The organism is Sphingobacterium sp. GW821-FHT03E03 (assembly GCF_059420745.1).
The window spans coordinates 48,217-64,888 of sequence record NZ_JBWKUH010000002.1; the positions used below are offsets into that span (position 1 = coordinate 48,217).

The 16,672-nt window shown below is 40.4% G+C and carries 8 protein-coding genes; 7 read left to right on the plus strand and 1 reads right to left on the minus strand.

Annotated elements, in window-relative coordinates; all coding sequences use genetic code 11:
* The first annotated feature begins 3 nt into the window (after window positions 1-3).
* The 4 genes from AC07UV_RS03560 to AC07UV_RS03575 all read left to right on the plus strand — a co-directional run bounded on the left by AC07UV_RS03560 (window position 4) and on the right by AC07UV_RS03575 (window position 9,922).
* On the plus strand, window positions 4-2,367 hold the full coding sequence (locus AC07UV_RS03560) for an ABC transporter permease (RefSeq protein WP_495182746.1): 2,364 nt from the start codon (window positions 4-6) through the stop codon (window positions 2,365-2,367).
* A 33-nt stretch (window positions 2,368-2,400) separates the two neighbouring features.
* Window positions 2,401-4,785: an ABC transporter permease gene (locus AC07UV_RS03565; protein WP_495182747.1), complete on the plus strand. Its 2,385-nt coding sequence runs from the start codon at window positions 2,401-2,403 to the stop codon at window positions 4,783-4,785.
* A gap of 29 nt (window positions 4,786-4,814) precedes the next feature.
* Window positions 4,815-7,220 (plus strand): ABC transporter permease, encoded by a 2,406-nt coding sequence (locus tag AC07UV_RS03570; protein ID WP_495182748.1) that lies wholly within the window; start codon window positions 4,815-4,817, stop codon window positions 7,218-7,220.
* 296 nt (window positions 7,221-7,516) lie between these two features.
* Entirely contained in the window at window positions 7,517-9,922 is a 2,406-nt protein-coding gene (locus tag AC07UV_RS03575; RefSeq protein ID WP_495182749.1) for an ABC transporter permease, read from the plus strand.
* Window positions 9,923-10,116: 194 nt separating this feature from the next.
* Here the strand turns inward: AC07UV_RS03575 and AC07UV_RS03580 are convergent, their stop codons facing one another.
* Entirely contained in the window at window positions 10,117-10,800 is a 684-nt protein-coding gene (locus AC07UV_RS03580; protein WP_495182750.1) for a hypothetical protein, read from the minus strand.
* Between the two features lie 136 nt (window positions 10,801-10,936).
* Here AC07UV_RS03580 and AC07UV_RS03585 point away from each other — a divergent pair, with 136 nt between their 5' ends.
* The 3 genes from AC07UV_RS03585 (at window position 10,937) to AC07UV_RS03595 (ending at window position 16,633) form a co-directional block, all read left to right on the plus strand.
* The gene (locus tag AC07UV_RS03585) at window positions 10,937-11,161 is read left to right on the plus strand and encodes a helix-turn-helix domain-containing protein (protein WP_282250221.1); all 225 of its coding nucleotides are present in this window, start codon (window positions 10,937-10,939) and stop codon (window positions 11,159-11,161) included.
* A gap of 418 nt (window positions 11,162-11,579) precedes the next feature.
* On the plus strand, window positions 11,580-14,018 hold the full coding sequence (locus tag AC07UV_RS03590) for an ABC transporter permease (protein WP_495182751.1): 2,439 nt from the start codon (window positions 11,580-11,582) through the stop codon (window positions 14,016-14,018).
* Window positions 14,019-14,230: 212 nt separating this feature from the next.
* Window positions 14,231-16,633: an ABC transporter permease gene (locus tag AC07UV_RS03595; RefSeq protein WP_495182752.1), complete on the plus strand. Its 2,403-nt coding sequence runs from the start codon at window positions 14,231-14,233 to the stop codon at window positions 16,631-16,633.
* Window positions 16,634-16,672 lie beyond the last annotated feature (39 nt).

Sequence of the window (16,672 nt, forward strand, 5' to 3'; positions counted from 1 at the left end):
AACATGTTTAAAAACCATATTAAAATCGCTTGGCGGAATCTTTGGAAAAGTAAGAGCTATTCTATTATTAATATCATCGGTCTTTCCATAGGCATGGCTGCTGTATTGATTATCGGCATATGGGTGCAAAACCAATTACAGTTTGACAATTTTTATAGCAATAAAGAAAACTTATATAAGATCTGGATTAAAAGCCAGAATGATGAGGGAAAAGTAGGTATGAATGAGATTACTTCCGGACGAGCAACACGTGCTCTTGTGGAAGACTATCCAGAAGTCGAACATGCTGCGCGTATGTATTGGAGTACCACTAGACTGATATCATTTGATGACAAAAAAATCAAATCCAAAGGAAATGAAGTCGATCCAGATTTTATCCGGATGTTTGATTTTAAACTCCTTAAAGGAAATGGTGATCAAGCTTTACACGAAACAAAAAATATTATTCTTACGGAAAGCTTGGCTAAAAGTATATTTGGTGGCGTAGACCCATTGAATAAAACCATCATACTTGATAACAAGGAGCCTTATCAGGTTTCTGCTGTTATGCAGGATCTTCCAAACAATACAAGTTTTGATTTCACCTACCTGATCCCTTTAGCCAATGCTAGCAAATATTCACCAAATTGGAATACAATCACATTCTCAAGTTACGTACAGTTAAAGGCTGGAACTAATATTGACGCTTTTAATAAAAAGCTTGTCAACATAATTGAGAAAAAATCCAACAACGAGTTAAAAGGGTCTTTGTACTTATATCCAATATCCAAAATGCACCTGTATTCAAAATTTGAACAGGGTATTCCAGTTGGCGGAAAAATTGATCAGGTTAAACTTGTTGCGGGTATTGGTTTATTAATTTTATTGATAGCCTGTATCAATTTTATCAATCTCAGTACAGCGCGCAGCCAAAAAAGGGCAAAAGAAGTCGCTATACGAAAAGTTGTGGGGGCACAGCGTTTCAACCTCATTGCACAATTTCTGACAGAATCCCTATTATTGGCGATGATCTCAGGAGCCCTTGCCATCACATTGACAGTACTGATTCTTCCTCTTTTCAATAAGCTATTTGATAAACCCTTGGTACTTGCTTTGTCAGATCCAACAATCTGGTTCTCGTTGATCGGGTTTATTTCTCTAACAGGTATCCTGGCGGGACTATATCCTGCATTTGTACTATCGGCTTTCAAACCTATAAAATCACTAAAAATATTTGGCTCATCAAAAAAGATCCCCTTGAATTTCCGTGAATTATTGGTCATTTTTCAATTCGGTATTGCCATCATACTTATTATTGCTACGATTGTCGTCCGGAAACAAATTGAATATGCGGGACAACGTGATGTTGGTTATAACACCGACCAACTTATCGAGATAGGGATGGAAGGTGATATGGGTAAAAATTACGAAGCGATCAAATCCGAACTAATTAACAGTGGAGTTGCTACTGCCGTCACACGTACAGGATCATCAATAACCATTAGCGGGAGCAGCGCTTGGGGTAGTTTTTCTTGGGAAGGTTCAACACCTGAACAGGAGAAAAAAATGGGATTTGATCTAGGAAGAGCAGAAAATGATCTTGTCAAAACACTTGGATTAAAACTTATTGCCGGTCGGGATATCGATTATCCGAGAGTAGCTGCCGATAGCGTTGCTGTATTACTGAACGCTGCCGCTATCAAAGAAATGAAACTGGAAAACCCTATTGGAAGCTTTCTAAAATGGGGAGATAATACCTATACCATTGTTGGTGTAATCAAGGACTACATCAGTGGTTCTCCTTATAATCCTGTAAAGCCTATGTTTATATACGCTAACAAGAATTCCTTGTTCAATCTAGTGATCCGTACCAGCCCGACAACTTCAATGAGCAATCAGCTAAAACAAATCGAGCAGATCATTAAAAAATTCAATCCGGCATATCCCTTCGAATATCAATTTGTCGATCAAAAATTTGCTGGTAAATTTAAAGAACAGCAACAGACAGCTCGACTGGCGTTCATCTTTTCGGGGTTGGCGATTTTTATATCTTGCTTAGGCTTATTTGGATTAGCGTCCTATATTGCAGAACTAAGAACCAAAGAAATTGGCATCCGCAAGGTACTCGGTGCTTCGGTTAGTGGCATTACAGCCATGCTCTCCAAAGATTTTATCAAATTGGTGATTGTTTCCATTTTGCTGGCCTCACCGATCGCCTGGTGGGCAATGAATAAATGGTTACAAGATTTCTCCTATCGCATTGAGATACAATGGTGGATTTTTGCGCTGGCAGGTGCTGCAGCCCTTTTGGTCGCCTTCGTGACAGTAAGTTCTCAAGCCATCAGAGCCGCAAATTACAATCCGGTAAAAACATTAAGGGACGAATAATTATCCATTATCTCATATTTTAATAGAAACAACATGATAAAAACATATATCAAAGTAGCTTGGCGAAATTTACTGAAGAACAAAGCTTTTTCGGCGATTAATATCTTTGGTTTAGCCATCGGTATGGCTGGCGCCTTACTAATTACCCTTTGGTTGCAGAATATGTTGGGTACAGACCGCTTTCATGAAAAAAGTGACCGCCTTTATATTATCAGTAACCGCGATACCTATCAAGGCGAATTACAGGCCTGGACAAATACACCTAAGATTATGGGGCCAACACTGAAAAGCGATTTCCCCGAAATCGAAAGTTTTACGCGTATCGAGCAGGACGATAAATTTCTAACAAGTTATGGGGATAAAAATCTTGTTTCCAGCGCCACTTTTGTCGATCCTGGTTTCTTCAATATGTTCAGCTATCCATTACTTAAAGGAGATAAAACCAATCCACTTAAAGATCCGAACTCAGTAGTCATTACGGAAAAATATGCAAAAGCGCTTTTCGGTGATACGGATCCAATAGGAAAAACTATTAAAATAGAATCAAAATATTTGGTAACCGTCCAAGCGATCGTAAAAGATCCTTCCAGCTACAGCAGTATACAGTTTGATTATTTGCTATCATGGGATTTGGCCAAGAAAATGGGCTTCGTAGATGAAAATTGGTCTAACAATTCAACTTATACCTATCTGCTGTTACGGGAAGGGACAACATTGGAAAACTTCAATGCTAAAATTAGACTTTTCAGCCAGAACCATATCAATGTAGGAGATAATGAAATCAAATCGACAAACGAAATCTTTGCATTTCCATACAAAGACACTTATCTCTACAACAAAAGTGAAAATGGCGCTTATACTGCCGGACGGATCCAGTTAGTTCATTTATTTACCTGGATCGGTGTCTTTATTTTGCTTGTTGCCTGTATTAATTTTATGAATCTCAGTACAGCCCGCTCCGAGAGAAGAGCCAAAGAGGTCGGCGTACGTAAAGTAGTCGGTGCACAAAGAAAAAGTCTTATTCTACAATTTATTATCGAGAGTATACTGGTCAGTATTGGTGCAATGATACTCGCTCTCGTAGCCATCGTATTAGTTCTCCCTGCCTTCAATGATCTGGTTGAAAAAAATCTTACCATCTCCATTCTCTCCGGCGATACCTGGTTGTTCTTAATTGGCTTCACGTTGTTGACTGGAGTATTAGCGGGAAGCTACCCTGCATTTTTTCTCTCTTCCTTTAAACCATTGAAAACATTAAAAGGGAAATTGAACACCTACAACAAAGGGATCAGTGTGCGCTCTATCCTGGTTATCGTCCAATTCAGTCTCGCTATTATCTTGGTTATAGCAACTATCATCGTTTCGCAACAAATCCAGCATACCAAGGATCGCGATCGTGGTTATAATGACAATGGGCTTGCTGCGACCCGATTTACGGGCAAACTTAACAGCGGAAAGATCTACCAGACTCTTCGAAATGAATTGTTGGCCAGCAATGCCGTGCTCTCGGTGACAAAAAATATGTCCCCGGTCACAGATCGTTACAGCAATGGCTGGGGTTTCTCCTGGCAGGGCAGTACAGAGAGCGATAAAAAAATCTCCTTCAACCGTTTCAGTACCGATGCCGATGCCGTGAAAACGCTGGGATTTAAACTTGTTGCTGGACGAGATATAAATATTTATCAATATCCGACAGACAGTAATGCCATGTTACTGACCGAAACAGCGGTCAAGCAGATGCGCTTGCAGCATCCGGTTGGGCAAACGATAAACGGTGATGGTCAGGACTGGGTCGTCGTTGGGGTAATCAAAGATTTTATTACGGAATCTCCCTTTGAAGCAAGTTATCCAATGGTCGTCTTTGGGCCTAAATCCTGGTTTACAAATATCCACTATCGTTTAAATCCAAACAACATTACTGCAGTCAATTTAAAAACTATCGAAGCAATCTTTAAAAAGTTCAATCCAGAGTATCCATTTGACTACAAATTTATAGACGAAAATTTTGAAGCTAAATTCAAAGAAACACAATCTATTGGGACGATTTCAATGCTATTTTCAGGGTTGACCATCTTTATTTCCTGTCTTGGTCTACTCGCCTTGATCGCATATATGGCTGAGACACGTATGAAAGAAATCGCGGTTCGCAAAGTCCTCGGGGCAAATTTGACACAGGTAACTTCATTGCTATCGGTAGACTTTATTAAATTAGTGATCATTGCTATTCTGATAGGCTCACCAATCGCTTGGTGGATAATGGACAAATGGTTGCAGGATTACAGTTACCGTATCCAGATTCAATGGTATTATTTTGTTATTGCGGGACTAATGGCGATATTAATCAGTATGGCAACCATAAGTTATCAAGCCATTAAGGCCGCACTTAGCAATCCGGTGAATAGTCTGAGAAATGAGTAAACAATAATACCAACCAATACGATCCCATTATGATAAAGAACAATCTAAAAATAGCGTGGCGGAATCTAAGAAGAAATTCTTCCACCTCAATCATCAATATCACTGGGTTAGCCTTGGGGATTGCGATCTGTTTGCTGATAAGCCTATATGTCACCGATGAATTCAGTTTTGATCGGTTCAATACAAATGCGGATCGAATTGTACGTGTCGTCTTTCGGGGTACGGTACAAGGGGGAACGATGAATGAGGCACATGTCATGCCGCCTGTGGCAGCCACAATGAAAGCTGAATTAGCAGAAGTACAGGAGACAGCGCGTTTGAGACAAGCTGGAGCACCCTTATTTACGGTTGGTGATAAAGTTTTTCGTGATGAACAGATGGCCTATGTTGATGCCTCCTTCTTTAAAATATTTACCTTGCCTCTTATCAAAGGTGATGCGAATACCGCGTTGAAGATGCCCTATACCACGGTAATATCTGAATCCATGGCACGCAAATATTTTGGAACAACAGACGTTGTAGGTCGGGATCTCGCCATAAAAGGTGATCAAAATATCCTAAAAATTACTGGGGTAATGAAGGATATCCCCAGAAACTCGCACTTCCATTTCGATATTTTCACCTCAATTTCGGCACTGGAAGATTCCCGTTCAAACTCCTGGATGACATCCGAGTATTATACGTATGCGCTGCTCGCAGAAAATACCTCATTAAAAAGTCTAGAGAAAAATTTAGCGGCCTTATTTGACAAACATGTTGGAGCCCAGTTTATGGCTGGATTCGGAATGAGCTATGCGGATTACAAAAAATCAGGCAATACAATAGGTCTCTATTTACAGCCCCTGACCGATATCCATCTGCACTCCAATTTTGGCTACGATCTAAGTCCATCAGGTGATATCCGGTACATTTATATTTTTAGTGCTATAGCGCTGTTTATGCTATTAATTGCGACGATCAATTTTATGAACCTATCAACGGCAAGTGGTTTCCGGAGAAGCCGGGAAGTAGGTGTACGGAAAGTACTAGGTGCCGACAGGCAAAGCCTGATCCGTCAGTTCCTCTCCGAAGGCATTCTGCTGACCTATCTGGCATTGTTTCTGGCAGTCGGGATCGTTTTACTTGCTCTTCCTCTATTTAATCAATTATCAGGCAAATCCATTGAGATCCATCAACTCGATTTTGCCAAAATAATCCCCCTCCTGCTCGCATTCGGCTTACTGATCGGTCTATTTTCGAGTACTTATTCGGCTTTATATCTAGCAGCATTCAACCCTTTGGTTGTATTAAAAGGACGTTTGTTGCGATCTACAAAACGGTTCAATCTCAGGAGCAGTCTTGTGGTATTTCAGTTTATTATTTCCGTAGGGCTCATTTTCTGCACAGTGGTTGTCATCCGACAGCTCGATTATATGCGGAACATCAAATTAGGCTATGAAAAAGAGAATGTCATTGTGATCCAGAGTTGGCCCTTGGGCGAAAACGAAAAAACGTACGTCAAGCTATTATCCGAAGACAGCCGTATCAAGCATATTTCCCGCTCATCTTACCTACCCGCTGGAGAAACCAACAACAATAACTTCTTTGTCTATCCAGACGGAAATACAGAAAAATGGGTCAAAACACTACGTTATGATGTAGACCAGAAATATATTGCTGCAATGGGCATGCAGCTTCATGCGGGACGAAATTTTTCGAAAGCTTTTGGTAACGATACCTTATCCATTATCGTGAATGAAACCGCAGCAAAAGATCTGGGTTGGAAAGAAAAAAGCCTTGGCCGTACATTGACCAATAAGGATAATAAAACCTATCGTGTCGTGGGTGTTGTCAAAGATTTTCATTTTAAATCGCTACACGAACCCATTTCACCATTGGTCATGGTATTGGGCGACCAAGCAGGGAGTCTGATTGTCAAAACACAGACAAAAGATACCGAGGCTCTCATTCAAAAGTTGAAAGCTGTCTATGACTCATTCCCTTCCGATATTCCATTCAATTATTCTTTCCTCGATGAGCGCTATGCCCAAACCTATCAGGCTGAAGTCAAAACAGGAAAATTGTTGAGCATATTCGCCGGACTGACGATTTTTGTCGCCTGTCTAGGTTTATTTGGATTAGCTATTTTTACGGCAAATCAGCGCCGGAAAGAAATAGGTATACGTAAAGTCATCGGCGCCTCTGTTCCTGGTATCACACGGATGCTTTCGGCGGAATTTATCAAACTTGTTCTGATCGCCATCGTGATTTCTTCACCGATAGCCTGGTGGGCGATGTACAAATGGCTGGAAAATTTTGCTTACCGCGTTGAAATGCAATGGTGGATGTTCGCCGTTGCAGGACTACTTGCTGTACTGATCGCACTGCTGACAGTGAGTTCGCAAGCCATCAAGGCAGCTGTAGCAAATCCTGTTGATAGTTTAAGGGACGAATAGAAAGGAAGCTGTCAAACAAGAGATAAGCGATCCTATGGATAGCTTAAGCGAGGTCAGGTTTACCTGTCTTGTTATTTGCTATCCGTTCGAGGAATAGACCAGACCGAGGTGTTCGCGGGTGTACAATGACTGTCCGATTTCGGACAGCCCACTCGGCAAAAACAATTTTAACAAACTAACAATCAATAAACTACAGGCTTGGCCAAGGATTTGTATTATCGTACACAAATTAGCAAAAACCAAAACCTGCATCCGATCCGTTTGCGGTGATGAAAATAAACCTTATACGAGTGACAATGACTTTTACAAACTTCAAGATTGCCTGGCGGAATATTCGAAAGAAAAAAATTCAAAACCTGATCAACCTAGTTGGATTGATCCTTGGTATTACCTTTTTACTACTGGTCGGGGCCTATGTATGGGATGTTCAACAGGTAAATAGCAAGATCAAAAATATAGATCAGCAATTTTTATTACAGAGCAAGTATAAGAAAGAAGGATTTGGGATCAATTTGACCACAATCGGAGCGCTCCCCAAAGCCCTGTATGAAGAATATCCAAATTTGGTTGCCAACTATTATCGTATCGATGGATTAACAGGTATTATCGCTAATGGTGCTACAATCCATGAAGAAGGGATGGCCCTCGGTGATCCCAGCCTTTTGACCATGTTTGGTTTTGAACTTTTAGCAGGTAATCCTAAGACCGCGCTGAATAATCCCTTTTCTGTGGTGATCACCGACCAGGCTGCCTTAAAATATTTTGGAAACATAAATGTCCTAGGAAAAACCTTGCAGATTAAAAATTTCAAAGGCGAAAAACATGATTTTGAAATTACGGCCGTCATAAAAACTGCTGTACAAAATGCGATCATGGATTTGACAAAGGATATGCATTCCGATATTTTCCTGCCCATTGCCAACGAACAATACTTTGGCCGATCTCTGGATAACTGGAATAATCCTTACATCGCAGGTTACGTCGAATTGAAAGCTGGGGTGACGACGCAACAACTGGATGCGGCAATTCAAGCGCTGGTGCATAAAAACACCGATCAAGAATTTGCCAGCCAATACAGCCCCGACCTAAAACCGTTGAAAAGCTATTATCTAGACGATAATCAAGGTGCTGTCCGCAAAATGATTCAGACCCTAGTCTGGATAGCCATTTTTATCCTGGTCATGGCCATCATCAACTTTATCAATTTTAGTATTGCACAGCATATTACACGATTGAAGGAAATTGGTGTGCGCAAGATTATGGGTTCTTCCAGACCACAATTGGTAAGGCAATTGCTGACAGAGTATATTCTTATCGTAGCTATTGCAGCATTGATCAGTCTGCCCATCTATAGCATAGTACGCCCTTTGTTTGCATATGTACTGATGCGCGAGCTGCCATCTCTGATCAATTTACCGGGCTATTTTTTCGGTTTATTGGCCCTATTGACTGTAGTGATCGGCATGCTGGCGGGACTATACCCAGCAATTAAACTGTCCAATATCAAGATACTTCCTTCGGTCAAAAATCAGTTCTCCGCATTGGGTAACAAGCAATTAGTTCGAAAAGTGCTATTATTCTTTCAGTTCGCCGTTGCGCTACTCCTCTTGGTCTGTACCTTGATTATCTCCAAACAAGTCAATCTATTTATAAATAGCAATTTAGGGTACAACAAAGATTATCTGTTGACAGTACAGGCACCAAGGGACTGGTCCGAAAATGGTATCCGGAAAATGGAGGCCATCCGGCATGAGCTGCTGCAGGAATCAGTAGTCAAATCTGTGAGCCTTTCCTATGAGACACCAGGGCTATTAGGCTCAAATATGCAATCGGCTTTTGGTAATAACAACGATACGGACGTACAGGTGCAACGGATTAACAGTGACAGTTATTTTCTGGAAACTTATGAAATCCCTTTATTGGCGGGTACCTTCTTACCCAAAAATGCGGTGACAAATACCACAAATAGATCCGTTGTGATCAACAAGAAAGCCATGGAAGATTTTGGCATCAGTGATGCCGAAAGCGCCATCGGTCAACAGATCGCCCTGAACGATCCAAATGTTAAGTTGACCATTGTAGGGGTCACCGACAACTTTGTCGCAAATTCTCTTCACCATGCATCTCCAGCTATTGTCTGGACAGATATCCATGAAAATTTCCAATACCGATACCTGAGTATCCGTTTAAAACCGGGCAGACTGTCCAGAGCAGTACAAGGACTGGAAAAAAAATGGAAAGAATTAATGCCTGATGCACCATTTAAATATCAATTTATGGATGACCGCATCAAAGGTTTATATGTAACGGAACTGCAACTGCATCGGGCAGCACAGATCGCCAGTGCTGTTTCACTTTTGATCGTTGTACTGGGATTGACCGGTCTAATCTCCTTATCGATTCATCTCCGTAACAAGGAAGTAGGTATCCGCAAAGTGCTGGGCGCCTCATTATCACATTTGATGCTGTTATTTTCAAAGGAATACTATGGCATATTTCTATTGGCGGTTTTGGTTACAGTCCCATCTAGCTATATGCTGATGCAACATTGGCTACAGAACTATATAATCCGGATAGAAATCAATGCTTCTACCTACCTTTTACCACTGGGCATACTGCTGAGCATACTTAGCCTACTGGTAGGCTTCATCGTATTTCGGGCGACCCGGTTTAATCCTGTTGAAAAATTAAGGGATGAATAATGTATTTCAAATTGCCCTTATCAATCCCATCAATAGTTTACGGGATGATAAGAAAAAATAAGCCGTAGGTTATCGAAGCTAAAAAGTGTATCTATTATTAACCGATTGGGAATGAAAGTTTATAATTGGTGTACCTACGGCTTAGGATCTTTGATGCAATTTTTAGCTGTTCACAGTGAACAGTTAAAAATTGCTTATTTATTTTCAGTCGATTTTGCGTGTGCAGTTAAAACATAGCCGAAACCGTATTCAGTTTGATGACGAACAATCCTTGCGTCCTCGCTACCTTGAAGCAATTCATCTAAAACTAACATCAGATTTTTAGGCTGCATGTATTGTTTGAGTTCAACACAACACAGTGCGTGGATTTCATACGGTTGTCTTTCTTCATTAAAAAATCCTGCACCAATTTTCTCATTCAAAAAGAGCCTTATCTTTTCAACCTCATCCGCTGTTGAAACTTTATAATGATCAATATCATGACGGATATCGATTAACTTAAATTCGATTATTTTTTGATCCTGCTCAACATCAACTTTATACATGTCGTAAATAACCCTGTCAGCCAATGTAGTCACATGTAATTCATATAAGTTTTTTTGTGATGATAGTTCTACTCCAAAAGGCATCATGGAATCCATACTATTTACCTCTAAAACACGATACATAGAAAATAAATCAAAAGCTAGAATTGATTTAATCTTAAACGTTTCAATTCCAGTCATAAAATCCAATGGTTTGCCCATTAAAAAGGAAACTTCTTCGGGTGACAGGTGTCGCGAAATACGTTGTAGCAGCATGCGATAATAGATTAGTATATCTAACTCTTCACATCTTCTCCTATACACTTTTGTTTTTTGATTTTTCGCTGTTTTCATAATTGGCACATTGAATTAATATAGATTTTCAATACAAAGAAATAGAAAATATTCTAAAAATAAAAACATTTGTATAAATAAAAATAACATTATATATATTTATCTATACAAAACGATGAAATATTAAGATAACACAATGACCAAACTAGGCGAATTTTTAGCGAAGAAGTCTGTAAATAAGTCTCAGATTGCGCGCAGAACAGGACTAAGTAAAGCCAGGATCAATGAATTAACAATGACCGAAACATCCAAATTGCGTTTGGATGAAATGTATTTAATCGCTTTGGCTATCGATACCGATCCTGCTAAAATGATGTCCGAATTATGTGAACATCTTCAATTGAAAGAGATTGAGGATTAAGTTCCGCATCTCGTAATTTTATGCACTTTTGAGCAAAAAGCTACGAGATGCTATTGTTTCGCCGTATTTCATACAAATTCAGCAGTACCTCTTATAAATTGCATCCATAAAAATCTGAAAAACCGAACCATTCGAAAAGATAAAGCCAAAGTCAATATATTGGGGAACATAATTATTGCTAGCACAAATCATCTGATGCCTATGGATATTGAAAAAAAGAAGGGATATAACATCGCACGAATAATCTGTGCGGTATTGGACGTAAAACTGTTCGATATCGTACAGAAATAAAATCCAATAAATAAATCAAAAACCTATAAACCAGCAACTTAATAAAGTGGCAATACAATTGACTTCAGTCTAATGTCTAGATTGACCGGTCGATTACGGATCAATAAGACCTTAAAAAAGTATTGTTATGATAGGAAATAGTCTTAAAATCGCTTGGCGAAATATGGCAAAAAATAAACTCTATTCTTTTATAAAGATCGGAGGATTTGCTTTTGGTATTGCAATCTGTATTCTCATCGTACTTTATATCAAACAGGAGACCAGTTACAACAAATTTTATCCAGCGATGGATCGAATTTATCGTCTGGTCGTTCAGCTTCCGATCGAAGGTAAGATACAGCGTTGGGTGTCACTTTCGGCACCCGTTGCCCCAACGCTTAAAGCTGAAATTCCAGCTATAGAACAAACGGGCCGCATTCTCCCCAATCCTTTGTTTGGCGCGGGCAGCAACCAGCTCTCCCTGAACGACAATCCGCAGAGCTTTTACGATGATGGTTTTGTATACGTTGATCAATCTATTCTGGACATGTTTCCGACACCTATGATTTCAGGAAGACTTGCTCACGCATTAGATCAACCCAACACATTGGTCATTACGAAAAGTAAAGCGGAAAAATATTTCAAAACTGATCCTATCGGACAGACCATCTATCTGAACAATAACAAATCCAAGCTATATACCATCACTGGTGTGATTGAAGACATACCTCAAAATTCTACGCTGGCCGGTTATAGCTTCTTTATCTCTCTTGCGGGTGAACCTTTCTATCCCGGCGAGCAAAACCAATGGCTCAGCAATAATTATACGGTCTACGTTAAATTAAAACCACAGGCCAACATTGAACAAACAGAAAAAGAGATCCTAAAGAACTATAAAGAGCATTATTTGCCGGAATACAAAAAATCGGGTCGAAAGCTCAATCCTTTATTCGAACAGGTAAAAATCAACTTACAAAATGCACTGGATATCCATTTAAAGTCTGCTGATATTGAAGACGATAAAGTCAGTACACTTAATAGAGGCGATATCCGTCTGGTTTGGACATTTGCCACCGTAGCGTTATTTATTCTTCTGATAGCCTGTATCAACTTTATCAACCTGTCCACGGCCAATGCCGCTACACGAGCCAAAGAAATCGGTATCCGCAAAACAATTGGTTCGACAAGGACATCATTGATCGGACAATTCTTGCTCGAAGCAATTTGCTATAGTGTATTATCTTTATTCATTGGTCTATTGCTGAGTTGGTCTTTGTTGCCTATATTCAACAATCTCGCCAATAAGTCCTTGACGATTCCCTGGACATCCATATACTTTTTTCCATCTTTATTGGTGGCGATAATTTTCATCGGCAGCTTGGCCGGAATCTACCCAGCCTTGTATCTATCCCGATTTAAACCAATTGCTGCCTTGAAAAATAAGACCACCGGAGCCAAATCCTCGTTATTCAGAAATGGTCTTGTTATTTTTCAGTTTGCAACTTCCATCATCCTTATTGTAAGCGCCCTGGTGACCAATCAGCAGATACGCTATATCCTGGAAAAAGACCTGGGCTTTAAAAAGGAACAGGTGATTGTCCTGCGTGGCGTGGGTACATTGGGAAATCAGATCCCTAGTCTTAAGAATGAATTAAAGTCCATTCCAAATGTCAGCTCCGTTTCCCTAGGTGATTTTCTCCCTGTCCCCATTGATGGTGCCAAAAGAAATGGTAATCCCTTTTGGAATGAAGGTAGACGAGAGGTCGATATGGCGACACAGGGACAGTTCTGGGAGATTGACCAGGATTATCTTTCTACCTTCGGATTACAATTGACCAAGGGTAGAAATTTCGATCCCAAAATGGCCACGGACAGTACCGCTGCGATCATCAACCAGAAATTGGCGGATGACCTGGGATTAAAAAATCCGATCGGGGCAAAAATAACCAATGGCAATACCTGGACAGTCGTTGGTGTCGTGGACAATTTTATTTTTGAGTCACTGAAGGGTAAAGGGTACGCTGGTCTATGTATGGTACTGCGGGGTTATCCATCACTCCTCTCTATTAAAGTTAAGCCCGAAAACCTACAGCAGACCCTGGACGGGATTAACACTGTATGGAATAAATTTTCACCTAATCAAAAAATCAATTACAGCTTTTTGGATGAGGGCTTTGCTTCCCTTTATCAAGATGTTGAACGGACGAAAAATATATTCAGCTGTTTTGCTATCGTCGCCATTTTTGTGGCAGCCCTTGGTCTCTTTGGACTGGCCACCTATGTGACACAACAGCGGACAAAAGAAATCGGTGTACGGAAGGTACTTGGCGCGAGTACCCTCAGATTACTGAAACTGCTGTCTGGAGACTTTATAAAATTGGTGTTTGTTGCCTTGGTCATTGCCTCACCTGTTGCGTGGTGGGCAATGAACCAATGGCTAAGAGACTTCAACTATAAAATAGATATCAACTGGATATACTTTATTCTGGCGGGTATGGGCGCTGTCCTCATCGCCTTAGGTACCATTAGTTATCAAACATGGAAGGCTATCCGAACCAATCCAGTCGATAGTCTAAGGGATGAGTAAAGTCAGAAGATCTTAAAAATTGGTGTTTGTTGCCTTGGTCATTGCCTTGCCTGTTGCGTGGTGGGCAATGAACCAATGGCTAAGAGGGGGATAAATGTTCGATTGCGAACGAAAACTGTCCGAAATCGAACATCAAAAACGAAACAAAGCCACCTAACAAACTCATAATAAAAGCATTAAAACAATGGCAAGGGGATTGTATTTTTTATTGCATGGCACAAAATGATTTCAAACTGGCTTGGCGTAAACTCTTAAAAAATAAGGGGTTCACGTTCTTGAACATTATCGGACTGACGCTTGGTTTTACCGGTTTTATCCTTTCCTATCAATACATCAATCGGGAAACAAGCTTTGATAAATGGAATCCAAACTATAAGGAAATCTATCAAATTGGTCTGGAAGTCGAAGGTGCTTTTACAGACGAAACCTCTCCTTCCCTGGCTCCGTTGCTAAAACAGAATTTACCAGATATCGTCTATGCCGGTAGAAAAATGGTCTACAACTATGGTAGCTACCCGCTCTTTGGGGAGAAGACGGTACTTATCAAAAATACCGCATTAATTGATTCTTCTTCTGCCCGGATCTTTCAGGTAGAAAATGCCAACGGACCACTCTACAAAAACAAAGATCAAAAGGATGCGACCATGGTCAAAAGTCCTATTGCGGAACTGCTTTTCAAAAAGGAGGATTTAACATTTGACAGCCCCCATTCCATTCCGTCTATGAGCCTTGATCTGGGTATGCGCGAGACGATTTATGGCACCATCAAAAAGCAAGGTCTATCCATGATTGATTACGATCTTCTTTTTATCCGTGAACTACAGGATATCTTTGCTGAAAATAATCCTTTTTTATACCAGACTTTTATTCAGGTCAGACCGGGTACAGATATCGCTAAGTTGAACGATCAGATCAACACAATCTACCACAAGGAAATCGCACCAAAAGATAAAATACGCTCTTCCGGTTATGCCAAGGGAAAGATCTACCTAGATCCATTGGCTAACTTGCACCTGCGGCCAAAAACCGGAAGTAACACCGCCTATATCATGACATGGATTATCGGTATTCTTTCCCTGTTGATACTCCTGCTCGCATCCGCCAATTTTGCTAATATGATTATGGCGCAAGCCGATCAACGTCTGAAAGAACTTGCGCTTAAAAAAATATTGGGAAGTTCGCGTTGGGCTATTGTCAGACAATTATCACTGGAAGTATTTATACTCACCAGCGGTGCGGCAGTATTGAGTTTAATTACCGTGGCGCTTACGGGCAATATATTACAGAAATGGTTCAATGATGATCTCAGAAATTATATTTTAAGTTCTGAAACCATTATCCAGCTCTGTGTCGCTGTACTATTAACAACGATCCTTTCCGCAATATACCCTGCCATAGTTCTTTCAGGTTTCAAATCCGTCAATCTGCTCAAAGGCGGATTAACTTCCATACTAAAAAAAGGAACATTCCGAAATGCCTTACTAACTTTTCAGATCAGTATGGCGATTTTGTTTATTTCAGGTATGCTGGTCATTAGGACCCAGCTTCAGTACATGCAGCATACAGATAAAGGGTTTGAGCCAGCGCAAGTGGTCAATTTCAAGGGAGTGGGCATGTATTACGACAACAAAATTGATGGCTCTTTCTACCAATTGAAACGGCGATTAGAAAATGATCCGAGCATTGCTGCAGTGGCTTCTGCAACAAATATCCCGGGAGAGGGGGAACAACCTCCCAAAATGGAGTTCTCCTATGCACAAAAGAATATTTCTTTTGCGCATGTCGGTATCGATCCAGGCTATTTCAAAACATTAAATATCCCCAATCTACAAGGGAATATCAATCTGTCAATGGATCAGTTACTCCGTGATTCCCTTTCCAACTATGCGGTCATCAATGAATCTGCTGCTAAAAGTTTGGGACTTTCGAATCCCATTGGCACGAAAATTAGTGGCTGTGACACAGACTTCGAGATCGTTGGCCTAGTCAAAGATAGTAAGGCCTATGGTTTTGAAAATGCCGTTCAACCTACCCTCTATTCTTTTAAAAATGAGTGCGGGAGCATGCGCATTCAGACGACGCTTATGGTGAAAACAAGATCTGGAATGGTTGATCAGGCAATTGAGACAGTCAAGAAAGAATGGACAAAAAATACATCTGCAAAAGATCTGCCTTTAGACTACTCTTTTATGGATCAGCAATATGCTTTGCAGCATAAGAAACAACAAGAACTACAGCTTGCTTTTAATAGCTTCACGAGCCTTTCGGTTATTATCGCCGCATTGGGCCTGTTCAGCATGGCCGCTTATCAGGCAGCATTGCGCAAAAAAGAAATGAGTATCCGGAAAGTACTCGGTGCCTCGGCACAGCTGCTCTTTGTCCAATTAAATAAACCGCTTTTCAAGCTATTTCTGATAGGTATCGGCCTTGCCCTTCCTGTAGCTTATTTACTCATGGACAAATGGCTGTCCAATTTTGCATATCATGTCAATATACAATGGTGGTCGTTTTTGATCCCGATATTTTGCATATTTATCTTAATATTGATTTCCATTAGCTTCCAATCGTTGAAAGTTGCAAGAACAAATCCGGTAGATAGCCTACGGGATGAATAAGTAAAAATTAAAAGACAAAATAAAAAAGAGATACAAGGT